Here is a 26,670-nt window from a genome sequence, read left to right as displayed (position 1 = left end):
AGAGGTATATATGCATAAAAATTATCCAAGTCATGTTACTAAAGAACAATTTGAGAACATAAAATCAACTTTAGAAAACAGCAAAAAGAAAACAAAACCAAGAAATTTAGATTTATATGAAGTGTTTTGTGCAGTTTTATATGTATTAAAAAGTGGTTGTCAATGAAGAATGTTACCAAAAAATTTTCCAAAATGACAAACTGTATATTATTATTTCCAAATTTGAAGTAAAAACAATGATAAAGAACCTAGTGTATTGCAATTAATTTTAAAAAAAATTAGTTAAAAAGATTCGTATTAAGAATCATCGAAAAGAAAAAACTAGTTTTTGTATAATTGATTCGCAAAGTGTTAAAAATACAGATACTACTGAAAATAAAGGTTATGATGCTGGTAAAAAGATTTCAGGAATAAAACGTCATATTGCAGTTGATACGCAAGGTTTACCACATGCAATTTACATAACTACAGCAGAAAAAACAGATCGTAATAGTGCTATCATAATGATTAAAAGTGAAAAAGAAAATCTTTCTACAGTTCAAAAAATAATAGTAGATGCTGGCTATACTGGTGAAAAATTTGCTTCTGCAATCAAAACAATCATAAATGCAAATGTTGAAGTTGTAAAACGTAATGAATTACATTCTTTTGTAGTACTACCAAAAAGATGAGTTGTAGAACGAAGCTTTGCATGATTAGAAAAATGCAGAAGATTATGAAAAAATTGTGAAAGAAAACTAAATACTAGTTTACAAATGGTTGTTCTTTCCTTTATTTCAATTTTATTAAAAAGATTCTAAACAGGTTCTTACAGTTCAAAAAGTAATTGAAAAATTTGGTGATATGACAAAAGAAACAGTTTATAACTATTTCAAAAAACTAAATTATACATATAAAAAAAACTTTTCTATATGAACAAAGAGATAAAAATAAACAAGAAGATTTTTTAAAAGAAATAGCGAAAATAATGAATGAAGATTTGGTATATATTGATGAATCTGGAATTGATGATAATGAATTTTATAAATATGGTTGGTCTGAAAAAGGTAAAAGATTATTTGATAATAAACCTGCATATAAAATAAAGAGAATGAGTATAATTGGTGCACTAAATAAAGGTAAATTAAAAGCTCTATGAGCATTTGAAGGACATTGCAATAGTAAAATTTTTGAATCATATGTTAAAAATATACTAATTCCAGTATTAAAGTGTGGACAAATTATAGTTTTAGATAATGCGACGTTTCATAAATCTAAAGCAACAAAACAATTAATTGAAAATGCTGGATGCAAACTATTATTTCTTCCACCATATTCTCCTAATTTAAATCCAATTGAACATTTTTGATTTGCTATAAAACATAATATAAGAAAAATATTACCAAATTATTGACCAAATATTAAAAACGCGATTGATTTTGTTTTTCAAGATATGAGTAAACATTACTTTAGTTAGCTATATATTCTAATTTTAATGATAATAATTATTAAAACCATTTAAGTAAATAACAATCTACTATGTCTACTTATTGAAAGTTGATTTTGCAAATCAAGATTATTTATTGAAGTTATTTCATCTTGTAATAAAGGAATTATTTCTCCTTTATGATGCTCTTTTTCGATTTCTTTTTGATGTTGATCTAAATCTTCATTACTTGCATTATTAATTAGAAATACTGTTTTCATGCTTATTTCTGTTTGATGAAATTGTCGATCAATAGTAACTAACTCTGTTAAATTATCTAAATTACTTTCTGCTATTGTTTTATCGATTTGTGATTTTAAAGCAAATGGTTTATTATAAACAAAACCAAATCCCATTGAAACAAAAATAGCACAGGCTAAAAATAATAATCATTCATTTCCGACAAAATTATCTTTGGCATTTACTAATACTTTTTCTATACTTTGTAAACGAAATGAATTTATTTCATTTCAATCAATATTATCTATACGTTGTTGAATTTGACTTTTTATATTTTCGACTATTACTGGCAAACTTTTATATTTAAAAATATATTCAATTTCTTCTTTAGTAACTTTACTGAAATGGATGGGGCCACTTAGCCCTTTTTACTAGACCATTAATTTAAAAAATCTGAATGTATTCTAAAAACAATTGTGTTATATAATGAACACTAATTTTGACCTGAAAGGATTTTTATTAATGGATAAAATTAAACAAATAGCATTAATAATTAACAAATTAAATATCAAAGAAAAAATTAAAATTATCGATGATTGCAAAAATCAATATTCAATTAGAAACTTATGTCAATATCTTCAATTAAACAGATCAACATATTACTTTTTAAAAAATAAACAAAAACTTATTAAAAAAGAAAAAAATCATATTATTAATTGCAATCATAAATATCAAGAATTATGCCAACTTTTAATCGAATTTCATTCTACAAGAAAAGGTAGAATTTATGGATATTTAAGAATTTTTTCAGCTTTTAAAGAGTGATTAAAACAAGAGAAAAATATCATTTTAAATATAGAATTATCAACAAAACAAATGCGAAAAATTATGAAAAAACACAATATTCAAGGATTAAAACAAACTAAAAATAACTATCCTAAAAACAAAAAAAATCCAAATAAGTGAATACCTACAATGGATAAAGTAAACAAAGATTACAAAAGTACAACCGCTTCAAATCAAATTTGATCAATGGATACTAAACAAATAAACACCAAAGAAGGTTGACTATATCTTTTTGTAATTATTGATTTTTATTCAAATAATGTTGTTAGTTATAATACATTTTCAAATAAATCATATCAAGATTTAATTCTTCCTGCACTTGAAAAAATAAACAACCAATTTTCTTGAAATCAAATAAAAAACGTTATTTTACATTCAGATAACGCCAACGAATTTTATTGTCAAGAAATTACAAAATGAGCAAAAAACAAACAAATAATTTTAAGCAAAAAACAACCATATGATATTGGCGGTAATGTCATATCTGAAAATTGATTTTCACATTTATCTCAAGAATGATTGCCTAAAGACTCAAATCAATATTTAACAATCAATGAAGCTATTAATGATGTAAATCAATATGTTATGTTTTATAATTATGAAAGAATACATTCTAAATTTTTAAAACCACCAATATTACAAATAAAAATTTAGAAATATCTATCAAAATATGGTCCAGTAATTAGGGCTAACCACCGAACCTGTTTAGAATCTTTTTAATAAAATTGAAATAAAGGAAAGAACAACCATTTGTAAACTAGTATTTAGTTTTCTTTCACAATTTTTTCATAATCTTCTGCATTTTTCTAATCATGCAAAGCTTCGTTCTACAACTCATCTTTTTGGTAGTACTACAAAAGAATGTAATTCATTACGTTTTACAACTTCAACATTTGCATTTATGATTGTTTTGATTGCAGAAGCAAATTTTTCACCAGTATAGCCAGCATCTACTATTATTTTTTGAACTGTAGAAAGATTTTCTTTTTCACTTTTAATCATTATGATAGCACTATTACGATCTGTTTTTTCTCCTGTAGTTATGTAAATTGCATGTGGTAAACCTTGCGTATCAACTGCAATATGACGTTTTATTCCTGAAATCTTTTTACCAGCATCATAACCTTTATTTTCAGTAGTATCTGTATTTTTAACACTTTGCGAATCAATTATACAAAAACTAGTTTTTTCTTTTCGATGATTCTTAATACGAATCTTTTTAACTAATTTTTTTTAAAATTAATTGCAATACACTAGGTTCTTTATCATTGTTTTTACTTCAAATTTGGAAATAATAATATACAGTTTGTCATTTTGGAAAATTTTTTGGTAACATTCTTCATTGACAACCACTTTTTAATACATATAAAACTGCACAAAACACTTCATATAAATCTAAATTTCTTGGTTTTGTTTTCTTTTTGCTGTTTTCTAAAGTTGATTTTATGTTCTCAAATTGTTCTTTAGTAACATGACTTGGATAATTTTTATGCATATATACCTCTTATTTTAAAATATATAGTAATTTTACATTATTTTCTAAAAGATTCTAAACAGGTTCTTACAAGAGCAGCTACTTACAATTGAATTAAGCAATTTAGTAATTCAGGAAGTTTTAAAACTAAAGATAATCGTTCTTTTGAAGAAAATGAATTAATTAAATTAAGAAAAGAATTAAAGCAATTACGAATGGAAAATGATATTTTAAAGCAAGCAGCACTAATAATAGGCAGAAAATAGAAATTATTGTCAAAAATAAAGCTAAATATAAAATTCGCACAATGTGTCGTTTTTTAAAAATATCTAAATCAACATATTATTTTAATTTAAAGAAAAAAGAAAATAAAATCAAAAATAATATTTATGATGAAGCTGTTATTAGTGCTTTTAAAGAAAATAAAGAAGTTTATGGTACTAGAAGATTAAAAAAAATTCTAGAAAACCAAGAAATTTATTTATCGCGCAGAAAAATTAAAAAAATTATGAATGAACATAATTTAATATCAAAATATACTAAATTATCATTCAAAAATCATAATAACAAAGTTAACGATAGTCAAATAACTAATCTTGTTAATAGAAAATTTAAGAAGAGGCTTTTTAATAATCTGTGTTTCTTTGTTTTACAAAGTTACTAATTCAGATTAATTCTGTCTTCAAATTTTATCATAAAATGAGCAATTGCTGTATTTCAATTTTGAATGGGCATTGTTCATTTTTTTGTTATATTGTCAATTGCTAAATAAAATATTTTAAAAACTGACATATCGTTAGGAAAAACTTTTTTATTTCTGATGACTTTTCGTAATTGACTATTAACAGATTCAATAGCATTTGTGGTATAAATTACCCTTTTTATTTCTGCAGGATAACTAATAAAAACCATTAAATTATCTCAATTTTTATATCAAGATTTAGCAATTTGTGGATATTGTTTAGTTCATTTATTTTCAAATGATTCTAAAGCTTGCATTGCTTGTTCTTCACTACATGCAGTATAAATTGGTTTTAAATCTGCAACTAGAGATTTTCTATGCTTATATGAGACATATTTCAAACTATTTCTAATTTGATGAACGATGCATAATTGATGTTCGGTTTTAGGATAAACTGATTGTATTGCTTCTGACATGCCTGTTAAATTATCACTACAAGCAATCAGAATATCATTTAAGCCACGATTTTTCATTTCTGTGAAATTGGCTAATCAAAATTTAGAACCTTCATTTTCACTAATTCATAAACCTAAAACATCTTTTTTACCTTCTAAATCAACTCCTAAAGCTATATAAACTGATTTATTAATAATCAGTTTATCTTGTCGTACTTTAACTACTATACAATCAAAATAAACAATCGGATAAACACTATCTAATGGTCGATTTTGCCATGCTTTGACGTCATCAATAACATCATCAGTAATTTGACTAATAACACTTTCACTAATATCAGCACCATGATATAACTCTTGTAATTGCATTCTAATATCTGATAATGTCATACCTTTTGCATATAAAGAAAGAACTTGTTGATCAAAACCATCAAATCTTCTTTGTCTTTTTGCAACTATTACAGGATTAAAATTACTATTACGATCTCTTGGTACATCAATTTCAATTTTACCTTGTTGGGTTATTAATTTTTTTGAACTTATACCATTACGAGCATTGTCACTATTACTATGTTGATTCTTATCATATCCTAAATAATTTTGCATCTCAGAATTCAACATTTTTTCTACTAATCTTTTTGTTAATTCTTTATATAATCCTCCCTCTTTAAAAACTGTTGTTAAATCTTCAGTATTTTCTAATAATAAATCTACTGCTTGTGATATTGGATCATTGTTATTAATATTTTGCTTTTTAGCCATCTGTAACTCACTCTTTCTAGAAAATTAATTATATTTACTAGAACTAATTAAACATAGTTATTTTTGTAAGTTACACAGATTACTAAACATTACCTTTAAGAATAGGATTAAAAATGAAGTTATTGTTAGTGATTTAACTTATGTACAAGTTAATGGTAGGTGAAACTATATTTGCCTATTAATAGACCTATTTAACCGCGAAATTATCGGACATAGTGTTGGAGTTAAAAAAGATGCATCATTAGTACATCAAGCATTTATGCAATCAAATCGCTGTTTAAAAGATATTCAAATATTTCATAGTGATCGCGGTAATGAATTTAACAATAAAATTATTGATAAACTTTTACTAGCATTCAACATTAACCGTTCTTTAAGTAAAAAAGGTTGTCCTTATGATAATGCTGTTGCTGAAGCAACTTTTAAAACTTTTAAAACCGAATTTATTAATGATAAAAATTTTACATCATTAATCCAATTAAAATTAGAATTATTTGATTACATCAATTGATATAACAATATAAGAATTCACAGCACTTTAAACTACTTAACTCCAGTTAAATATCAACAACAAATGTCTACCAAAAAATAGTCCTAAAAAGTGTTGCCATTCCAAATACTACATATTTCGATTATTTTACTAAATGCTATTTTATTATCTTCTATTACTTTTATTGAATCCTTTTTTAATTGTTCAATTAAAATTTGAAAATCTAAATTTGAAATTTGCCTTCTTTTTATTACTAACATTTCATGCACTATTTTTATATTTGGTGCTACTTCATGACCATTACGACGATAAGGGTACGGATATTTCATAACTATTTCAGCTGAAGCACCACCAAGTACAGATCTAAGTCAAGAATATATATATTGTGTATTTTCAACATCTGTTATATAACCAGTAATATTAAGTTTGGTTATTCCTGTAACATTTTCTCTATTAAAAACTTCCATTGAAATAATAAAATCTTTAAAAAAAACGGAATTAAAATCATTCATAATATGTCCTGCTTCATGTATACAACTTTTAATTTTACCATCTCATGTTTTAATGTTAAAACTATTACCATTTATAATTGATGTAAAATATTGTTTTTTCAATGGTGATAGTTGCACTAATTGACTTGCTTTAAATTCTAAAATTTGTCATAAATAAAATGAACTTACTTGTTGTTTCGTCAATGATTTAACTTGTACTGGCGTCAATGATCTAATTTGTAGTGGTAAAAACTCTTGAATTTGTTTTTCTGTAAATTCTGAAATTTGTCATGATTTGAATCATGAAATTTGTTCTGGTTTAAATCATGAAATTTGTTCTAGTTTAAATCATGATATTTGTTTTTCTCTAATTATTGTAATATCTCATACTTGAATGTTTTGAATCTGTTTTTTTGTTAATTCTTGAATTTGTAATAAATTTAATTCATAAATTTTCATTATATTTATATTATCAATTGAATTAGTTTCCCTTTTAATTCTATTTAAATTAAAATCTAATATCGTTGTAATATTTTTATTATCAATTAATAATTGATTTCTTGTTATCATTTCATTATTTGTCATAGGTATTGCTATTGATAGATCATGTGTTTTTTTATTTTGTTGTTCAAAACTAAAAGCAGTTAATGTTCATACTTTAAATCAATAATTTATATTAAAAATTTTCATAATATATACTATCCTTTCTTTTTAGAGATAAAAAAACCACTTACTTTCAAAAATAAAGTAAAGGGTTAAAAACTTATATTCTTTTAATATTATCGTAATAATACACTATTTTAAAATAGTGTTATAAATAATACTATTAATTCAATTTTTTATAAAAAGATAACTTTTAAAAACATATTTAAAAAATATTAATAATATTACTTAACTAAAATAAAAATTATTTACTCATATTTTAATTGTTAACAGCACCAAGATGATATATAATGATTTATTAGAACCAAATTTAGATAGTGAAAATAGTAGTTTAGATTGAAAGGAGAGGAAATAAAAAATGTTAGAAAAAGAAATGAAAACAAATTTAACAGAAACAACACATGAAAAAAGAGTTAAAAATAGTGACTTTCTAATTAATGCTACTGACATTGTTAAAGTATACGGTGATAAAACGGTTTTAAATAAATTAAATATTCAAATTAAAGCTGGTGAGCGAATTGGAATCATTGGTGCAAATGGTAGTGGTAAGTCAACACTAACAGAAATTATTGCTGGTATTAGACATGCAACTTCAGGAGTTATTGAAAAAAAAGAAGGTATTGTTATTGGTTTTCAATTTCAAGAATCAAAATATCCACCAGGGATTACTGTTATGGATATGCTTACTTATTATTTAGAAACATTTAATATCGAAATCAATGTTGGTCAATTAAATGAATTATTAAATACCTATCAATTATCAGCTGCTAAAAATAAAAATATTATGTTTCTATCTGGTGGTCAACAACAACGACTTAATATATTATTAAGTGTTATTCATAAACCTGACTTGGTTATTTTAGATGAAGTATCAACTGGTTTAGATATTGAAGTTAAGGAAGAAATATTTGATTTTTTACAAAAAAATATTGTTGAAAAAAATGTAGCAATGATTTTAGTTACTCATAACATGAGTGAAATTGAACATTTCTGTACACGTATCATTTATATGCATGATGGTGACATTATTGAAAAACGGACTGTTAAAGAAGTCGTTAAAGAATATGGTTCAGTTCATAACTATACATCTCAACAATTTCAAAAATATAAAAAACCTACTATTGCTGCAGAAAAAGAAGCATTATCTAAGAAAAAAGGTCAGCAAGATCCAAACAAAATTGTAAATGCCGCAAAAACACGCCCTTCTAAACAAATACCGTTATTGAATTTAATGTTTAAATATTATCTAAAAGGCTTCTTTGTCCCATTTTTTCTAATTGTTTATCCAATTCTAATTTTGGGAATTCAAGGAGAATCAATACGGCATACTGGTGCTGATGTTGCTGGCACCATTACTGCTGTTAAACAAATGATTGCTGGTATTGCGATTGTTAATATTATTTCAGTTGGAATATTTATTATTCCTCAAACAATTATTGAATTTAAATTATCTGTATTACTAAAAAGAATTGGTGCAACTAATATTCATCCTTTATTTTTTGTTACTGCTGTAATTATCATCGGTGTATTTGCTTCAATAATTTCTTTCTTATGAACATTATTATGAGGTGGCATTTACTTTAATGGTACGTATGGCTGAAGTGTTATTGCTCTTCCTACTCAAATTGGTGCTTCGATTCCGTGAATTATTATTATTTTTATTACTACTATTGGTTTAGGAATAATGTTAGCATCACTATTTAAGACTATTACTTCATTTATTGCTGTTGCCAACGTATTATATTTACCTGTTGCTTACTTAAGTGGCTCAATTATGCCTATTGATTGAATTACAAGTAGTAAAGTATTAAATATTATTAGTTATTTCTCACCATTTAAATACTCTACTTTGCCTTACTTTGAATGTTGAAATGGAACATTTAAAATGACATGAGAAATGTATTTATATGGAGGTATTAGTTTAATAATACTGGCAATTTTTATGGGAATTGCTGCTCGCAAATTAAAATGACAAGATTAATAATCTAAATTTAAAAGTGATTGGGATTCCCAATCACTTTTAATATTTTTTAATTATTTAAATAATAATTCCTTACTTAAATCTAAACTTACTACTCATTGATAAGAGTTTATTATAATATCTAATGTAAAATTTAACATTTCAACAACATTTTCTAATAATTTTTCTTCACTATTAGCAATAACTAAATTTAATAAATTAGCAGTAGAACTATTATCAGAACCAATATTCATATAAGGAAACATTATAGTGACTTGATTTTTATTAACATAAATACGTGGTATTTTTTCTTGTGTATTTGCTAAATCAACCATTTTGCTCATTACTTTCGGCACTAATAACTTTCTTAACTTAATTGGATCACTATAATCAAGAGCAAATAACTTTTCAAATGCTGCTGATTCAAGTTGATCACCACGATTTGAACCCATAATTCTTGAACCTAATGTTTCAGGAACAATCGTTGTTATTACATCTTGTATATCAATTAAACACGTAAAATAAAGATATCGATTATATGTAGTACTAGTAGTTGTAGTTTTTCCTGTCTTGTAAGTTCTAGTAATCTTTTCTAAGGTTGTTCCACAATTAAAATTTTTATCATTAATACTACCAATAATAACTTTTTCAGTTCAAACACGATGATTAAAATCACTACCAATAACTAAGAATTTTTGTGGTACAATGGTAAAATTATTAGTAACATTAGTAATTTCAACTGCTTTAAAAGTAGAATTAACTGCCATTTTTAAATAATTAATATTATATTCTAAAAATTCTCGTTTTATTTTTTTAGAAAAAGTTTGTCCAACTGTTACTAACAATGTTCCAACTAAAATAAAAATAATACCAATAATAACTATTACTAAATAAAATGTGCTAGACACTTTTTCAGGTAATAAACTACTCAGAAAAATTATCCCTAACATAATAGTAAAAAAACCTAATGCCAAAATAATATAAGCAATAATTTTATATACATTGCTTATAAACATTCGCTTAAAGGAAGTATTTAAAATCTTGTTATAAATTGAATGTATATTTTCTTTAATAATTTTTAATTCATTCTCATTAAACTTTATAATACTATTATTTCTGCTCATTTTTCCTCCCATATATTAATTTATTAAAATAATTATACTTAAAATTATTATTTTTACTATCAACTTAACCATTAATATCTTATAATAACATTTAGAATACTAAAATATAGTAAGAATTTAGGAGAGAAAGATATGGAACTTACAATTAATATTTTATCTTGGATTGGAGCAATTTTAACTAGTATTGTTTTAATTCCTCAAAGTTTTAAAATAATTCGCACCAGAGATACAAAATCATTATCATTATATATGTATATTATTTTTGTACTATCAGCAATAACATGAATTATTTTTGCAATATTGTCTAATCAACCTGCTATTATTACAACTAATACTATTGTATTATTTTTTGCAAGTATTATTTTAATTCTAAAAATTAATAATATTTTTAGAAAAAAAGAAAAACCATAGTTTCAATTAGGTAATAAGAATTAAAGGATTTTCATTAATATATTTAATTCATCATTTAAAACAATGACTACCATTTTCATCAATTACTAAATTAGTAGTAATTTTTCTATTAGTTAATATTTTTTTTAATTCAATAGTATTACTTTCATAATTTGTTACTAATTTGCCTTCAAAAAACTTTGGTTCTTTTTTTCCTACCCATAGTTCAACTATTAAAGGTTGATTATTATTTAAAACTTTAGTTTTTAAATCTTCAATAATTTGTGAATTAAATCAAATTGCTGGCGAAAATAATAATAATTTTGTAAATTGTAATTTTGATAAATATAACATTTGTAAACAAAAATATGCTCCCAAAGAACAACCAATGGCATTTAAATTTTTAATTTTTAAATTAAACTTTTTAATAACAAATGGTATAACCTCATTAATAATAAATTCTAAGTAATTTTTACCATTACCACCAAGAAAATCAATCTTACTTTTTTTTAATTCAGGAAAATATTTTGTCATTAATATTTTTACATCATCATTGGTATAAGTTGCTAAATCATTAAAACGAGTCATATTATTGGTACTACCAATACCAATAAAAATACAATTACTATTATTTTCAAATAAAATATTACTATTACTATTAAGTAACATATCTTTACCATCAAAAACTAAATAAACTTCATAAGCAATATTTTGATCATAAATAGAAGGTAAAGCAATAATAATATCTTTATTAATATTTAAAAATTTACTTTTAATATTTTCAACTTTTACATCATAATTATTCATATTTTTTCTCCTTAATTTATTGATAATTTCCTAACAAAGAATAATTCATTATTCTAATATAAAAATTAAAATTAGTTTGTTCTAAGCGCATAGCACATTTAACCAATTCATCTAAAATTATCAACTTATTAGTAAATAAAGTTTCATATGAAAAAAAAGCTTTTAAATTTAAATCAGTACTATCTTTTGTTAGCAATGTTTTTCTAGTTTCTAAATCCAACAAGTAAAATAACATTAATAAACTTCCAAACTCATAATTATTTTTTATGTTTGTTTCATTCTTAGTTAAATTAATAAAAATATTACCACTAATATTTACCAATCTTTTAATTATTAGCAAACTTTCTTTTTTCAAATTAGAATTATTTATCAAAAAATCAGGTAATACTACTTTTGAAGTATCATCAAACCAAACTTTTATTTGGTCTTTACATCCAAGTAATAATAAAAGTTCCTTGGCATTTTGATAATCATCTAACTGTTTTTCTTGACGCTTAAAAGTAGGAATTAAAGCAGAAATAGTTAATATAAAATTTGCAACTAATCTTAAATATTCTTTATAAGAAATTTTATTAAAATATAAATAAACACTTATTATTTTCATAAACATTAAATTTTGATTACTATTAAATATTAAGTTATAAGTATTACGATAATCTTTTGCTTTTAAATGACCTAATTTTTTTTTAATTTCGCGCTTAAAAAAATAATTACTTTTTAAAAGCAAAAGATGGTTAAATAATCGATATTCGGGAATCATTTTTTACTTCCAATCTAATTATATATTTTTAAATTTAATCTTAAAATAATTATAACATTGAAATAAATAAGTACATAATGTTACTTATTTATTATATTTAATTGCCAATAATATCATTGATAATTAATTATATTTAATATATAAAAATAAAAAGTTATTTTAAATAATAACTTTTTAAATTCATTTTTAACTAAAATTTTTTTTCTTATAAAGAATTTATTGATTTCAAAGAAGAACTTAATTTTTCTTCTGCTTTATCTTCATTTGGCAAACTAAAACAAGATTGATTTTTTTCAATATCTGTTTCAAAACCAAGATCACTATATTGACTATTAACTCTTGAAATTAATTCTTTTTTACTAGAAAAAGGATTGTCTTCATCAAATTGCTTTGATATTTCATTTTCTGAAATAAAATTTAATTTATCAAAAATTTCTTCATTTTTTTCATTTGTAATTTTATTAATCAAACTGACTTGTAAATTAATAATATTTTCAAAAATATTTAATTTTAAAACTTTAAGTGGTTTAATATTTTTTTCATTTTCATTTATTTCTTCTCTTAGAACCTGTTTAGAATCTTTTTAATAAAATTGAAATAAAGGAAAGAACAACCATTTGTAAACTAGTATTTAGTTTTCTTTCACAATTTTTTCATAATCTTCTGCATTTTTCTAATCATGCAAAGCTTCGTTCTACAACTCATCTTTTTGGTAGTACTACAAAAGAATGTAATTCATTACGTTTTACAACTTCAACATTTGCATTTATGATTGTTTTGATTGCAGAAGCAAATTTTTCACCAGTATAGCCAGCATCTACTATTATTTTTTGAACTGTAGAAAGATTTTCTTTTTCACTTTTAATCATTATGATAGCACTATTACGATCTGTTTTTTCTGCTGTAGTTATGTAAATTGCATGTGGTAAACCTTGCGTATCAACTGCAATATGACGTTTTATTCCTGAAATCTTTTTACCAGCATCATAACCTTTATTTTCAGTAGTATCTGTATTTTTAACACTTTGCGAATCAATTATACAAAAACTAGTTTTTTCTTTTCGATGATTCTTAATACGAATCTTTTTAACTAATTTTTTTTAAAATTAATTGCAATACACTAGGTTCTTTATCATTGTTTTTACTTCAAATTTGGAAATAATAATATACAGTTTGTCATTTTGGAAAATTTTTTGGTAACATTCTTCATTGACAACCACTTTTTAATACATATAAAACTGCACAAAACACTTCATATAAATCTAAATTTCTTGGTTTTGTTTTCTTTTTGCTGTTTTCTAAAGTTGATTTTATGTTCTCAAATTGTTCTTTAGTAACATGACTTGGATAATTTTTATGCATATATACCTCTTATTTTAAAATATATAGTAATTTTACATTATTTTCTAAAAGATTCTAAACAGGTTCTTAAATTTCTTGTTTTCAATTTTATTTCTTTAATTTCTTTATTAACTTTTTTGTTTCTAACATATTTAAAAATACCAAAAGTAAATACATTTAAAAAAGTTAGTTTTCAATTTTTTTCTGCTTTTTTTTCTCTTAAATTTTTAATATCAAGTTCAAGTAAATCAATTTTATCTAATATTTCTTTATTTTTTTCTTCAAAATCAAATATTTTTTGTTCTAAATCCTTAATTTGAATTACTGAGAAACTAATACTATCAAATAATTCTGTATCACCATCTTCTTCAAAAGGATTTTTCTTAGATGGATATTTAGATGGATATATAGAATGTTCTAATTCTTCAAAGTTTTTATTTTTTAAAATAAAATCTAATTGTTCAAATATTTCTTTATATCTCTTAACTTTATTTTCATATAACTGACCTTGTAAATCAATAATTTCTTTTAAAATATTTAATTTTGAATTTTTAAATGGTTGTGCATTTTTTTCATTTTCATCAATTTCTTCTATTAAAGTTTTTATATTTAATTCTGTTTCTTTAATTTGTTTATTAATATTTGAAAATAGTTGTATTTTTTTTGATTTTTTTAGTTTTTTTAAACGTTTAATTTTATTTTCTAAAGATTCAATTTGTTCAACTATTTCTTCACTTTTTTTCTCAATAAAAAATATTTCTTTATCCAAGTCTTCTTTTGCTTTTTTTAATATATTAATTTTTTCAATTAACATTTTTTTCTTCTTTAAAAATTAAAAAACCCATTTACTTATAAATAAAGCAATAGGTTAAAAACTATATTTAGTTTATAAACTAAATATAGTTACTTTTTTATTTTTAATTATTATTTTTATTTTTTTCACTAATATGTTTTAAAAAAAGTATTTTAACTAGTTAAAATACTTTGTTGTAAAATAGGAGGTACTGTAGAAAAACTTTTCGCAAAATTATTTATTAAATTTTGACTAAAACAACAACTTCCAAATATTTTAGCATCTTCTTCTTCCACTGATTTAGAAAGTACTTCAATATCACTGCCATCATCATCATTAAAACCACTATCTTTACTTAAAAATATATCATCTTCTTGCTCGGATTCAGAAAGTACTTCAATATCACTATCATCATCATTAAAATTTAATTTATTAACAGTAACATCTACTTCCATTTCTTCACTAAAGATACTTTTTTTATTTAAAGATACTTTTAACATATCATCTTTTTTCTCAGATTCAGAAAGTACTTCAATATCACTATCATCATCACTATTATATCCAGAAGAATTTTGTTCTAATGAAGAATCATTATTAATAGGAACTACTATTTTTTTTGCTATTTGATTTTTTAAATTATCTAACTGTTGAAAAAATTCTTTATTAATTTTAATTAATCGATTGTTAACAAAAAATAAGTTTTTTAAAAGAATATTAGTTTTTTTAATAATTTTTAATTTTTTAATTTTTAACAATTTAATAATATTTTTATTATTATTTATCCTTTGTTTCAAACATTCTCTATTAATTTTTATTTCTTTAATTTGCTTATCAATATTTTTATTTTTATAATATTTAAAAATACCAAAAGTAAATACATTTAAAAAAGTTAGTTTTCAATTTTTTTGGTTTTTTTGTTTTTCTAGAACTTTAATATTTTTTTCTAATACTTTAATTTCTCCAATTAATTTTATATTTTTATCTTCTTCATCAAATATTTGTCCAGTTAATTCATTGATTTCTTCATCTAATGTAAAAAATTCCTCCTCTTTGATTAATGAAATATTCAATTTTAATTCTGTATTTTTTTTATCAATATAAGATATTTTTTCATCTAATTCTTTAATTTCTTTATCTAATATTAAAAAAGATTTTTCTTTAGTTAATGGCATATATACTTCTCCTTTTTAAAAACAAAAGAACCTATTTGCTTTAAAAAACAATGGGTAAAAACTTATATTAAGTTTATTAAAGTATATTATACTTTATTTTTTTATTTTTTAACTATTAATTTTTAAAAAATAGTTATATTGAACAAAAATATTGGATTATAAAATAAAAAACTATCTTTAAAATAATATAATATATTTATATTAGAAATATAGTTATTAACTAAATTCAATCATATACTAGTTATAATTACTTATTTATTTTATCTAAAACACCATTAATGTATTTATAAGCATCATTTGGACAATAATCTTTAGTTATAATAATAGCTTCATTAATAATAATTTTTTTATCTGTTTTAGTATGGACAATTTCATACACTGCTAAAATTAAAATTGCTTGTTCAATTGGTTTTAAATTTTCAAAATCTCATCCTTGTTTTAAATTATTATTGATTAAATCTATTAAATCATATTCATAATCAATTATTTTATTTAATATCTCGCATTGTTCAGTAATTAAACTCTTACCTTCTTCTTCAAAAAGAAATTGTTTAAACGCTTGTTGTGATTGGCCTTCAAGGAAATATTGATATAATACTTCCATCATGCCAATTCTTTTATGATGCTGGGTTATCTTCTTTTGTTCTTGCATTGTTGATTTCTACTTCCTTAGTTTGAGCAATAAATATTATATGAATATTTAATAAAAATAAATTTAAAGCTGATTCAGTACGTCTTAAAATTAAATTATTAATTTTATTTTTTAAATTTACTAAATCTTCATTTGGATTAACAATTAATTTTATTCGCACAACAATATTATTATTAATAGCAGTAATATCATTTGTTTCTAACATTAGAACTTCAACATCTTCTAATGTTAATTGATAGTTATCATTAATTAATAACATATAAATAAATTTTTTAATAACTAACGAAGATAATTTTAATGTTCCAACTTTACTTTCTTCAATAAGTATTTCCATAATATTCACCTTTCTTAAGCGCGAGTTTTGTATTTCCCTTCATCTGTACTTACTACAATTTTATCACCATTATTAATAAACATTGGTACTTGTAATTGTAAACCAGTTTCTAAAATAGCTGTTTTTGTCGTATTAGAAACACTATTTCCCTTTACTCCTGGTGGAGCATCAACAACCGCTAATACTACCGAAGGAGGTAAATCAATACCTAATATTTCTAAATTTTTATAAACCCTTAATGATACTTCATTACCAGGAACTAAAAATTTTTTTTCTCATGATAAGCGTGATTGATCAATCCTAATTTCATTATAATCTTCATTATCCATAAAAACTGAATACATACCATCATCATAACTATAAATTGCTGGTCGTTTATCAATAATAGCTGGATAAACTGTATCACCACCAGTAAAAGTAATACTAATAATAGCTTGTGTTCTTAAATTTTTTGCTTTTACTTTCACATGCGCTTGTCCACGTCCACTTTTAGAATGTGCTGATTCAATAACTATTAAAATATCAGTTTTATTATGTAAAAAAGTAATTCCTGGTTTAAAATCATTAACGTTAATCATTTTTATTTTTTCTCCTTTCAAATATCAATTTCACGAGATGATTTTGTTAAAATTTGATAACCATCTTTGGTAACTAAAATATCATCTTCAATTCTAACACCACCTAAATTAGGAATATAAATACCTGGTTCAACAGTAATAACCATTCCCGGAACTAAAATAGTAGATTCATTTTTAATAACTCAAGGTGATTCATGAATTTCAATACCAAGTCCATGACCAGTACCATGAGTAAAATATTGTTCATAACCCTTTTCTTTAATATATTCTCTACAAATCTTATCAATTTCACCAATAGCTATACCCGGCTTTACAGCCTTAATTCCTGCCATTTGTGCTGACTTAACTATTTCATGAATTTCAATTAATTTTGGATTAACTTTACCAATCGCAAAAGTTCTAGTCATATCTGAACAAAAACCTTCATATACACAACCAAAATCACAAGTAATTAACTCATTATTGCCAATTTTTTTATTACTGGCTTTACCATGAGGCATTGCTCCTCTTTCTCCAGAAGCAACAATAGTATCAAATGATGCTTTTGTTGCACCATTTTTAACAAATGAACGTAATATTATATCTTCAACATCTTTTTCACTAACACCAGGTCGGATAAAGTTTAAAACTTCATTAAAAGCCAAATCACCAATAGCACAAGCTTTTGCAATTCGTGCAATTTCGATTTCATCTTTAATCATTCTTAGTGAACTAACATAAATTGGAACAAATTCAATATCTTTAATTTCTTGCTTTCAACTTTCTAGTTGAGCAATAGTAATATATTCTGCTTCAAAACCAATTTTTTTAATTTTTTGTGATTTTAATAAATCTTTCAATGAAGAAAAAATATTACTAAATTGAATGCATTTAACATTTTTGGCATTTTCTTTTCCCTCAGTAATATATCTTCCATCTAATAATAAATTTGCATCATTTTTGCTAATCAATAAATAACCTAACGTTGAAATAAAATCACTATATCAAAAGCGATTTTCTGGAGAATAAAATAACATAGCATCTATTTTATTTTTGGTTAATATTGTTTCAATAATTTCTTTTTTATTTAAATTTTTCATTTTAAATTCAATCCTTTTAATAAATCATTAATTAATAACTAAGTATATTGTACTGCAAATTAAAGAAAAGAAATAAGTAAAACTTATTTCTTTTCTTTATGTAGTGTATGTTGATTACAACGAGAACAATGTTTTTTTGTTTCTAATTTTTCAGGCTTAGTTTTTTTATTACGATCAGCAATATAATTTTCTTCTTTGCAAACTTCACATCTTAAAGTTAATCCATCACGCATTGTGCGCCTCCTTAATAATAATTGAGTTATATACAATACAATATTATTGCATAATTAAATAGTTAGTTCAATTAAATAAAGGAATTATTTTTAAACTTCCTTATATGAAAAAATGTTACTAATATTAAAAATAAAAAATATCAGTAACTAGGTAATTATTTAAATAATATTATTTAAAACACTTGATATCAATATAAGTCATCAGTTTTATACTGTGTAAAAATACTAACTGTTTTATTATATCTATTAATTTCGCCATTCATTCCATCAGGAATACTTTTAGTATTAACTTCTAAATTCTCAATTTTGTTTATATTTGCATCAATATTAAGAACATAATTTGTATTATTTAATGTTTTAACGAAAAAATTAGTTGAAAATTTACCCTTATTTTCTTGATTATTTAATAATTTTATTTCACTTATTTCATTAGTTAAATTAATTGTTTTTAATACAACTAATTCATTTTCAGAATTAAGATTTCTCTCAATTATTCTAACTGTCATTTTTTGTTGTCGATCAAATAAAAGTAATAATTGACTATTAATATTCAATAAATCATAATCATCAGAAATTTCAAAATTATATTTTCCTTTAATGACTTGACCTGATGAATCAATAATTTGAATATTTTTACTATCTGCTTTTAAAATATATGTTTTACTATTTAATCTAATAATATCAATTCCATAAAGATCTAATTCAGAATATGTATTACTTACATAATCATAAATTAATACTTGATTATTATCATCTTTAATTACTCAAACTTCCCTATTAGTTTTAAAAAAATATTTTGCTGTTCACGATAATTTATTAATAGTAAAATCGGAATTACTTATTAAAAGACTATAGTCTCCATTATCTGACTTAATAATAACTTCATCATCACGAATATAGTTAATTTCTTTTATTGCATGAAATAAAGAAACAAATTTTAATGGCATTAATTTTTGATCTTTTATTTCTCCAAGAGTAAGTATAGTGTGATTTAAAATTTTTGTTTCAATTAAAAATTTTGTATTACTAATTGCTGTTACTTTGCCATAAAGATTAAATTCTTTAAATATTTCTATTTTTAATGAAGTTAAAACACCATTAGAAGTTAATAAATACAGGTTTTTGGTAGATTTTTCTGTTAAAATTCCGTAATTTCCTCCTTGACCATTAGTGAATTCAGTGAATCTTATATGATCAGGATTAGAAATTTCTTGAAACTTCTTATCTTTATCTAAAAATCATAATTGATTTCCATTAATCACTAAACCAAGATTATTATTAAAAAAATAAAATTTACCTTTTTTATTCAAATTAATTAAAGAAATATCATCTTTATTTTGTTGAAGATTACATTTTAAATCTTGTAACTGATTAGCATTCGTACCTATATTATTAGTATTTAAAATACTACTTAAACTGCTAACAGTTGTTGCAAGTGTTAAAACACTTAATGTTTTTAATAATGCTTTCATGATGAAAACCCCCTTTTTTCCCCATTAACTTCTTAAATTTAAGAAGTTAATTACATTTTAATTTTCAAAAAAAATAAATGCAATAAAAAATTAATATTCATGGTATTCTAATCTATTTTCTAAAAAATATTTTTTATCAAAACCATTCTCCTTTTTAAAATCTTTAATTTGACAAATTTTAAAATATACTTATCAAATAACTTCTATTTACAATTAATTTATTTTCATAAAATTAATAAATCCATTACTTTAATTTTAAGTAATGGATTTATTTTTATATTAAACTAATAATATATTTATAATGTTATTTTTGGTAATTCTTTTCTAAAGATTAAATAATACATACCAGGTAATAAAATACCACCACCAATAAAATTACCAAATAAGGTTGGAAGTTGTACTTGATAACCAAATTGTAAAAAGTCATTAAATCCACTATGAATTCCATAAATATTAAACAAAGGTCCTAATCCTCAAACATAAGAATTTGCTACAACGTGAGAAAAACCAGATAAGGCAAAAACCATAATTACTAATCCTATTAATAAAAATTTAGCAGTAGATGAACGAGTAGCATGAGAAATATAAACACTTCCTGCTACTAAAAAATTACATAATATACCACTAAAAAAGGCTTTTCATCAAGACATTACTAATTTATGATTAAAAATACTAACAGCATTATCCAAAAAAGCTTGATTATCAAAAAATCCTGCTCATCATGTAAATAATGAAAGAATAAAACAACCTATAAAATTACCAATTAATACTACTAGTAAGTTAATTAACATTCTTGTTAACTTAACTTGTTTTTTTATTAATGGCATAAATATCATGGAATTAGAAGTAAAAAGTTCACCACCCATAAAGACAATCATAGTAATTGCTAAAGTAAAAATAAAACCAAATGTTAAATTTTTAATACCATTATCACTTAATCCTCTACTACCAAAAATAGCCGCAATATAAGCAATACCAACAAAAAGTCCGGCCGCAATACCCATTAAAAAAGTTTTTAATAACGGACTTTGTGCTTTCTTTAATGCATACTTATAAACAGCAATATAAGTTTCAATACTTGTTAATGTTTCTTCATTATTCATATTTTCTACACTTGTATTCACGAATAAACTACTCCTATCTTTTATTTAATAGCAGCAAAAGCTGTTTCTAAAGTTTCTTTAATAATTGCACAAGATTTATCAAATGCCGTTTGCTCTTCTTTCGTTAATGGTAACTGAACTACTCTTTTTCAACCTTTTTCGTAAAGTATTGTTGGTACACCAATATAAAAACCTTGCTGTCCATATTCTCCTTGTAAATAAGCACCCGCTACTAAAACGTGATTTTGTCCTTCAAGGATATTTCTTACTAATAATGCCAATGCTGCACCAATACCATAAAAAGTTGCACGTTTTAATTTAATAATTTTATAAGCTCTTTGTGCTACTTCTTTTCTTAATTCTTCTAAATCTTTTTCTTTAATTCTACCTTCAGTAATTTGTTGATAAATAGTTTTATTACCTACCGAAACCGAACTTCAAGGAATCATTGAAGAATCACCGTGTTCACCAATTACATAAGCAGCAACTGACTTTGGATTAACTGCAATTTTTTCTCCAATTAAATATTGTAAACGTAAGGTATCTAAAATCGTACCAGAACCTAATACTTGATGATAATCAAATTGTGTAATTTTTTGATAAACAGTTGTCATTATATCAACAGGATTAGATGCAATAATAGTAACACCTTTAAATCCTGATTTTTTAATTTCTAAAGCAATGCTCTTCATAATTTTGGCATTATCTGCTACCATATTTAATCTTGTTTCACCATCTTTTTGTGGTCTTCCAGCAGTAATAACAATAATATCAGCATCTTTACAATCGCTGTAATTTCCAGCCTTAATTGAAATAAAAGGATGATCTAAAGCTGCTTGACAATCAGCAAAATCAATTGCATTACCTTCAGCTATACCTTCAAAAGCATCAATTAATACATATTCTTGGGCTAAACCTTGATTAATGGCACTGTAAATAAAACTACTACCAACAGCTCCACATCCAACAAGTACAATTTTTCGTTTTGCCATATTTACCTCCATATTTTTTGCATTTCATGTAACAGTACTTTATCCTCGGCACTATTTTAATAACTTACTTTTTAAAATAAAAGTTACAATGATATGTAATATTTTTATTATGCTTTTTATATAAGAATGTTAAAAAAATAAAAATCTAATTAACAAGGACAAACATTTATTACATTTTTATCTTACCACTATTTTAATAAAAAAATAAAACTTATTTTTTTATTAAAATAAGTTTTATTTTTTCTTTTAAATTTTTGTTTTTCAATTAATAACAATACCTTTTGGTCTAGTAAAAGCAAGTAACGAAGGACGAATACCTTGTACGCCAAGACCTGAATCCTTAACACCAACAAAAGAAAAGTGATCGGGACCACGTTGTGACTGATCGTTAATATTAACACTTCCAACTTCTAATAATTTAGCAATACTCATTGCACTATTAATATTAGTAGTAAAAACAGAAGCTTGTAAACCATATTGTGAATCATTTGCAATATTAATTGCTTCTTTTACTTCATCAAAAATAATAATCGGCAACAATGGTGCAAAAGGTTCTTCTCATGCTAAATTCATTTTTGTTGTTACGTCAGTAATAATAGTTGGTCACATTAAATTTTCTTTAAATTTATTACCAATTAAACAATTGGCTCCTTTATCTAAAGCATCTTTAATTAATTTTTTAGCATTATCAACTGTTGGTTGATCAATAACAGGAGTAATATCACAATCATCTGTGGGCAAACCAACAGTTAATTTTTCAACTTTTTCTTTTAAAATTGGAATTAATTTGCTACTAATTGTTCTTTGCACTAACACTCTCTTAATAGCAGTACATCGTTGTCCTGAATAACTAAATGCACCTTTAATGATTTTGGTTGCTGTATCTTCAAGATCAGCATCATTAAGCACTATTGCTGGATCTTTACCTCCTAATTCTAAAATCAAATCAGCTTTTAAAGATTTCTGTGAAATACGATTACCAACAACAGCACTACCAGTAAAAGAAATAACATTAATTGCTTCACTTTCAACTAAACTATCACCAATTTCACTACCTTTACCACTTATAGCATTAAAAACACCATTAGGAATGTTAGCTTCTTTGGCTAATTTAGCTAAGTGTAATCCCACCAATGATCCTTGTGTTGCGGGTTTAAAAACAACACTATTACCGGTCACAAGTGCTGGAAATATTTTAGAGACTGATAAATTTATCGGATAATTAAAAGGAGAAATAGCAAGAACAATTCCTTTTGGTACGTATTCAAAAATAGCTAATTTGTTCATACTTCCTCAACTATCACCTGTATAAGATTCAGGATGAAGACGTAATGCTTCTTGTAAAGTATATTCAATATATTCAACTGTTCTATCAATTTCACTGCAAGCCGCTTTTGTGCCTTTAGCAATTTCATTGGTCATTAATTCAGCAAGTATTAATTTATCGCGAATAATTAATTGTTTTCAAGAATTTAAAAAAGAAATTCTTTTTAAAATAGGCATTTGTTCTCAATTTTTTTGAGCAAATTTTGCAGATTCATATACTTTTTTAATTTCAACTTTAGTTAAGGCAGGAACTTGGCCTGCTATTTTATTAGTAGTGGGGTTGATAACTGATATTCAATTACCATTTTCATACAACTCACCATTAATTAGAGATTGATATTTAATAATATTATTTGTCATCTATACTTCCTCCTTAAATCACTACTATAATAATTATAGCATTGATATAAGTCCTATCCTATTCACTCTTAACTAAAATTATTATTTAAATTTATATTATGAAATTCAAAAAAACTAATTCTTTAAAAAAGTTCATAATTTTCAATAAAAAAGTTTATTTTAAATACCATTGTTGCTTTCTTTTGTATTAAAATTTTCTGATATTGATGATATATCAGCATCAATAACATCAGTTTTTAAATCAATCACTAAATTATTACCACCAGCAATAATATCATCAGCAACTACTTTGCCAGTTCCTTCATTTACCTTGCTAAGATTAATGTCACTTGCTTTAATCACTAATCATTTTTCTTTTTTCGTTAATATATTAATAAAAGATGTTGCTGGTGATAAGAAGGTTTTAATAATACTAATACTTTTACTTTTAGGAACTTTTATTACTTTATTACCTTTTGTTGTTCGTGAAGTTTGTTCAATAGTATTGAATAACATTCGTTTAATTGTTCCAACTGATGTTAACATTGCATAAATATCATTACTATTACCACAAGCCATTCCTACCACTTCATCTTCTTCAGAATTAATTTTCAAAGCTTTAACACCTGTTGCAGTTTTAGTTAATAATGGAACTTTCGTTTCTAAATATTTTAAAGTCATACCCTTGCGAGTACTAATAACAATAAAATCATGACCGGTAGTACTATTAACACTAATAACACTATCGTTCTCTTTTAACTTAACATATTTGGCGGTTTTATTAAATCTAGTAGTTGCTAACTCTAAAAGTGGCATTCTTTTAATTAAACCATATCTAGTAGCGACTACTATATTTATATTTGGCTGTTCAAAACTATTAACTTGCGCAACACTAATAATTTTTTCATTTCCTTCAAGTTTACATAACGTATTAACATGAATACCATTATCTTTTCATTTATTTTCTTCTAATTTAAAAATTGGTATTAAAAAATAATTACCTTTATTTGTAAAAAATAATAAATTATTAAAATTATTGAACATTGCTCCACCAATAATAACATCATTTGGCTTACGTCCAAAATCTTGATAATCAAGATTTTGTAAAAATACTTTACTACTTATTACCTTAATTCAACCATCATAACTAATACTAACAAATACATTTTCTTGTCGCAATGTTGCTTTTTCATCAATTGTAATTTCAGAAATTTCACCTTGAATTTGTGATTTTCTTAGTCCAGAAAAATGAGAATTAATTTGTTCTAACTCAGTAATAATAACTTGACGTAGTGAATTTTCATTATTAAGAATTTCTTGTAAAACAATAATTTTACTTTCAATATCTGCTTTTTCTAAAACTAATGATTGAATATCAGTAGCAGTTAAACGATACAAACGCAATTGTACAATTGCTTCTGCTTGAATATCAGTAAAATTAAAAGCTGATATTAAATTTAATTTTGCTTGCATACGGTCAGTTGATGTTCTAATAATTTTAATTACTTTATCAACTTCACTTAATGCAATAACTAAACCATTAACAATCTCTAATCTTCGTTCTAATTGTGCTAAGTCATATTGTGAACGCTTAGTAACAACATCAATTTGATGATTAATATAAAAATCTAACATATTAATTAAACTCATTTGTACTGGTTTTTTGTTAGCGATTGCTACTAAATTAAAGTTATAATAAATTTGTAAATTGGTATTTTTAAATAAATAATTTAAAATTTCTTGCGGTTTACTATCTTCTACTAAATCAATAACTATTCGTAAACCAAAACGATCCGTTTCATCACGTACTTCTTTAATACCATGAATTTTTGCTAATGTTTTAACATCATCAATTTTTTTAATCAAATCTTGTTTAATAACTTCAAATGGAATTTCGGTAATAATTATTTGTGGAATTTCACCTTCATTATTAATATGAGTTTTAGCACGAATTGCAATTCGCCCTTTACCAGAACGATAAGCTTCTTTAATACCTTTAATACCTTGAATAATTCCTCCGGTTGGAAAGTCAGGACCCTTAATAACACGCATTAATTCGCTTAAATTACATTGTGGATTATTAATTCTCATGACAATTGCATTAATTACTTCTTGTAAATTATGAGGTGGAATATTAGTTGCCATTCCAACAGCAATTCCAGAAGCACCATTTACTAATAAATTAGGAAAATAGGCAGGTAAAACTGTTGGTTCTGTTTCTGATTCATCAAAATTTTTAATTAAACTAACAGTATTTTTCTTAATATCCTTCAATAATAATTCTGAAATTAATGATAAACGCGCTTCTGTATATCGCATCGCAGCAGGATTATCACCATCAATTGAACCTTTATTACCATGCATTTGTACTAATGGTCATGCTACCTTTCACTCTTGTGCCATTCTACACATCGCAGCATAAACCGCTGTATCACCATGAGGATGATATTTACCAATTACTTCTCCAACAACACGAGCTGCTTTTTTATATGCTTTATCATTGGTTAAACCCAAATCATTCATAGCATGCAAAATTCGACGTTGAACTGGTTTCAAACCATCACGGACATCGGGCAATGCTCGTTCTAAAATAATATATTTGGCATATCGACCAAAACGTTCTGCAACAATATCATCAATAGGATAAGATAAAATTTGTTCATTATTTTGTTGAATCTCTTCTTTACTATTCATAACTTATAAACTC

General features: G+C 24.0%; 28 protein-coding genes and 1 pseudogene. 8 read left to right on the top strand and 21 right to left on the bottom strand.

Features of this window, described 5'->3' with window-relative positions:
- The first annotated feature begins 10 nt into the window (after nucleotides 1–10).
- Nucleotides 11–800, top strand: a protein-coding gene (locus AACL11_RS05005; RefSeq protein WP_281747819.1) for an IS5 family transposase whose coding sequence is annotated in 2 segments (ribosomal slippage) — nucleotides 11–271 and nucleotides 273–800 — 789 coding nt in all. Because the reading frame shifts where the segments join, the coding sequence is not laid out codon by codon here.
- Between the two features lie 83 nt (nucleotides 801–883).
- Nucleotides 884–1,456, top strand: a complete 573-nt coding sequence (locus AACL11_RS05000; protein WP_338988471.1) for an IS630 family transposase — start codon at nucleotides 884–886, stop codon at nucleotides 1,454–1,456.
- A gap of 41 nt (nucleotides 1,457–1,497) precedes the next feature.
- On the opposite strand, the gene AACL11_RS04995 is transcribed toward AACL11_RS05000, so the two are convergent.
- On the bottom strand, nucleotides 1,498–1,998 hold the full coding sequence (locus AACL11_RS04995; RefSeq protein WP_338988398.1) for a hypothetical protein: 501 nt from the start codon (nucleotides 1,996–1,998) through the stop codon (nucleotides 1,498–1,500).
- Between the two features lie 133 nt (nucleotides 1,999–2,131).
- Here AACL11_RS04995 and AACL11_RS04990 point away from each other — a divergent pair, with 133 nt between their 5' ends.
- Entirely contained in the window at nucleotides 2,132–3,145 is a 1,014-nt protein-coding gene (locus AACL11_RS04990) for an IS3 family transposase (RefSeq protein WP_338986622.1), read from the top strand.
- Between the two features lie 51 nt (nucleotides 3,146–3,196).
- Here the strand turns inward: AACL11_RS04990 and AACL11_RS04985 are convergent.
- A protein-coding gene (locus tag AACL11_RS04985; RefSeq protein WP_338988396.1) for an IS5 family transposase occupies nucleotides 3,197–3,986 on the bottom strand; the annotation gives its coding sequence in 2 pieces (ribosomal slippage) (nucleotides 3,197–3,724 and nucleotides 3,726–3,986; 789 coding nt in all).
- On the opposite strand from AACL11_RS04985, the gene AACL11_RS04980 reads away from it, so the two are divergent.
- Both AACL11_RS04980 and AACL11_RS04975 read left to right on the top strand, forming a co-directional pair.
- Complete coding sequence (locus tag AACL11_RS04980; RefSeq protein ID WP_338988393.1) at nucleotides 3,968–4,231, top strand: hypothetical protein; 264 nt, start codon at nucleotides 3,968–3,970, stop codon at nucleotides 4,229–4,231. The genes AACL11_RS04985 and AACL11_RS04980 overlap by 19 nt on opposite strands.
- Nucleotides 4,232–4,272: 41 nt before the next feature.
- A complete protein-coding gene (locus AACL11_RS04975) occupies nucleotides 4,273–4,629 on the top strand; it encodes an IS3 family transposase (protein WP_338988392.1) in 357 nt (118 codons plus the stop codon).
- On the opposite strand, the gene AACL11_RS04970 is transcribed toward AACL11_RS04975, so the two are convergent.
- A complete protein-coding gene (locus AACL11_RS04970) occupies nucleotides 4,626–5,864 on the bottom strand; it encodes an IS256 family transposase (protein ID WP_338988390.1) in 1,239 nt (412 codons plus the stop codon). The genes AACL11_RS04975 and AACL11_RS04970 overlap by 4 nt on opposite strands.
- A gap of 94 nt (nucleotides 5,865–5,958) precedes the next feature.
- Between AACL11_RS04970 and AACL11_RS04965 the strand changes: the two are divergent.
- A pseudogene (locus tag AACL11_RS04965) lies at nucleotides 5,959–6,456 on the top strand (IS3 family transposase); the annotation flags it as partial.
- A gap of 2 nt (nucleotides 6,457–6,458) precedes the next feature.
- Here the strand turns inward: AACL11_RS04965 and AACL11_RS04960 are convergent.
- Nucleotides 6,459–7,535, bottom strand: a complete 1,077-nt coding sequence (locus tag AACL11_RS04960) for a hypothetical protein (RefSeq protein WP_338988388.1) — start codon at nucleotides 7,533–7,535, stop codon at nucleotides 6,459–6,461.
- A gap of 331 nt (nucleotides 7,536–7,866) precedes the next feature.
- Here AACL11_RS04960 and AACL11_RS04955 point away from each other — a divergent pair, with 331 nt between their 5' ends.
- Nucleotides 7,867–9,489 (top strand): ABC transporter ATP-binding protein/permease, encoded by a 1,623-nt coding sequence (locus AACL11_RS04955; protein ID WP_338988386.1) that lies wholly within the window; start codon nucleotides 7,867–7,869, stop codon nucleotides 9,487–9,489.
- A 53-nt stretch (nucleotides 9,490–9,542) separates the two neighbouring features.
- On the opposite strand, the gene AACL11_RS04950 is transcribed toward AACL11_RS04955, so the two are convergent.
- Nucleotides 9,543–10,592 (bottom strand): DUF3137 domain-containing protein, encoded by a 1,050-nt coding sequence (locus AACL11_RS04950; RefSeq protein ID WP_338988385.1) that lies wholly within the window; start codon nucleotides 10,590–10,592, stop codon nucleotides 9,543–9,545.
- A 132-nt stretch (nucleotides 10,593–10,724) separates the two neighbouring features.
- Here AACL11_RS04950 and AACL11_RS04945 point away from each other — a divergent pair, with 132 nt between their 5' ends.
- A complete protein-coding gene (locus tag AACL11_RS04945) occupies nucleotides 10,725–11,003 on the top strand; it encodes a SemiSWEET family sugar transporter (protein ID WP_286641432.1) in 279 nt (92 codons plus the stop codon).
- A 6-nt stretch (nucleotides 11,004–11,009) separates the two neighbouring features.
- Here the strand turns inward: AACL11_RS04945 and AACL11_RS04940 are convergent, their stop codons facing one another.
- The 16 genes from AACL11_RS04940 to parC form a co-directional block, all read right to left on the bottom strand.
- Nucleotides 11,010–11,789, bottom strand: a complete 780-nt coding sequence (locus AACL11_RS04940; protein ID WP_338988384.1) for an alpha/beta hydrolase-fold protein — start codon at nucleotides 11,787–11,789, stop codon at nucleotides 11,010–11,012.
- A gap of 16 nt (nucleotides 11,790–11,805) precedes the next feature.
- A complete protein-coding gene (locus tag AACL11_RS04935) occupies nucleotides 11,806–12,549 on the bottom strand; it encodes a hypothetical protein (protein WP_252320766.1) in 744 nt (247 codons plus the stop codon).
- Nucleotides 12,550–12,754: 205 nt separating this feature from the next.
- A complete protein-coding gene (locus AACL11_RS04930) occupies nucleotides 12,755–13,018 on the bottom strand; it encodes a hypothetical protein (RefSeq protein ID WP_338988383.1) in 264 nt (87 codons plus the stop codon).
- 103 nt (nucleotides 13,019–13,121) lie between these two features.
- Nucleotides 13,122–13,911 (bottom strand): IS5 family transposase gene (locus AACL11_RS04925; RefSeq protein ID WP_281747819.1). Its coding sequence is split into 2 segments (ribosomal slippage): nucleotides 13,122–13,649 and nucleotides 13,651–13,911, totalling 789 coding nucleotides; the frame shifts between segments, so codons are not numbered across the junction.
- Between the two features lie 37 nt (nucleotides 13,912–13,948).
- A complete protein-coding gene (locus AACL11_RS04920; RefSeq protein WP_338988381.1) occupies nucleotides 13,949–14,704 on the bottom strand; it encodes a hypothetical protein in 756 nt (251 codons plus the stop codon).
- Between the two features lie 152 nt (nucleotides 14,705–14,856).
- Nucleotides 14,857–15,855 carry a hypothetical protein gene (locus AACL11_RS04915; RefSeq protein ID WP_338988380.1) on the bottom strand — a complete coding sequence of 333 codons (999 nt, stop codon included), beginning with the start codon at nucleotides 15,853–15,855 and terminating at the stop codon, nucleotides 14,857–14,859.
- Nucleotides 15,856–16,102: 247 nt separating this feature from the next.
- Nucleotides 16,103–16,507 carry a transcription antitermination factor NusB gene (gene nusB / locus AACL11_RS04910; protein WP_338988378.1) on the bottom strand — a complete coding sequence of 135 codons (405 nt, stop codon included), beginning with the start codon at nucleotides 16,505–16,507 and terminating at the stop codon, nucleotides 16,103–16,105.
- Nucleotides 16,473–16,841 carry a hypothetical protein gene (locus AACL11_RS04905; RefSeq protein WP_252320429.1) on the bottom strand — a complete coding sequence of 123 codons (369 nt, stop codon included), beginning with the start codon at nucleotides 16,839–16,841 and terminating at the stop codon, nucleotides 16,473–16,475. Before AACL11_RS04905 ends, nusB begins: the two co-directional genes overlap by 35 nt.
- Before the next feature lie 14 nt (nucleotides 16,842–16,855).
- Complete coding sequence (efp, locus tag AACL11_RS04900; RefSeq protein WP_174481165.1) at nucleotides 16,856–17,419, bottom strand: elongation factor P; 564 nt, start codon at nucleotides 17,417–17,419, stop codon at nucleotides 16,856–16,858.
- 2 nt (nucleotides 17,420–17,421) lie between these two features.
- Complete coding sequence (locus AACL11_RS04895; RefSeq protein WP_252320433.1) at nucleotides 17,422–18,498, bottom strand: M24 family metallopeptidase; 1,077 nt, start codon at nucleotides 18,496–18,498, stop codon at nucleotides 17,422–17,424.
- Nucleotides 18,499–18,581: 83 nt separating this feature from the next.
- A complete protein-coding gene (gene rpmG / locus AACL11_RS04890) occupies nucleotides 18,582–18,731 on the bottom strand; it encodes a 50S ribosomal protein L33 (protein ID WP_174481164.1) in 150 nt (49 codons plus the stop codon).
- A gap of 173 nt (nucleotides 18,732–18,904) precedes the next feature.
- A complete protein-coding gene (locus tag AACL11_RS04885) occupies nucleotides 18,905–20,203 on the bottom strand; it encodes a hypothetical protein (RefSeq protein WP_338988375.1) in 1,299 nt (432 codons plus the stop codon).
- Between the two features lie 296 nt (nucleotides 20,204–20,499).
- Nucleotides 20,500–21,327, bottom strand: coding sequence for a formate/nitrite transporter family protein (locus AACL11_RS04880; RefSeq protein ID WP_338988374.1), 828 nt, complete (start codon nucleotides 21,325–21,327; stop codon nucleotides 20,500–20,502).
- 20 nt (nucleotides 21,328–21,347) lie between these two features.
- Entirely contained in the window at nucleotides 21,348–22,298 is a 951-nt protein-coding gene (locus AACL11_RS04875; protein ID WP_252320496.1) for an L-lactate dehydrogenase, read from the bottom strand.
- 246 nt (nucleotides 22,299–22,544) lie between these two features.
- Complete coding sequence (locus tag AACL11_RS04870) at nucleotides 22,545–23,984, bottom strand: NADP-dependent glyceraldehyde-3-phosphate dehydrogenase (RefSeq protein ID WP_338988373.1); 1,440 nt, start codon at nucleotides 23,982–23,984, stop codon at nucleotides 22,545–22,547.
- A 159-nt stretch (nucleotides 23,985–24,143) separates the two neighbouring features.
- Complete coding sequence (gene parC, locus AACL11_RS04865) at nucleotides 24,144–26,657, bottom strand: DNA topoisomerase IV subunit A (RefSeq protein ID WP_338988372.1); 2,514 nt, start codon at nucleotides 26,655–26,657, stop codon at nucleotides 24,144–24,146.
- Nucleotides 26,658–26,670 lie beyond the last annotated feature (13 nt).

The organism is Spiroplasma endosymbiont of Dasysyrphus albostriatus (assembly GCF_964019495.1).
In the GTDB taxonomy this organism is placed as follows: Bacteria; Bacillota_I; Bacilli_A; order Mycoplasmatales; family VBWQ01; genus Spiroplasma_E.
This window is presented reverse-complemented; position numbering and strand designations above follow the sequence as displayed.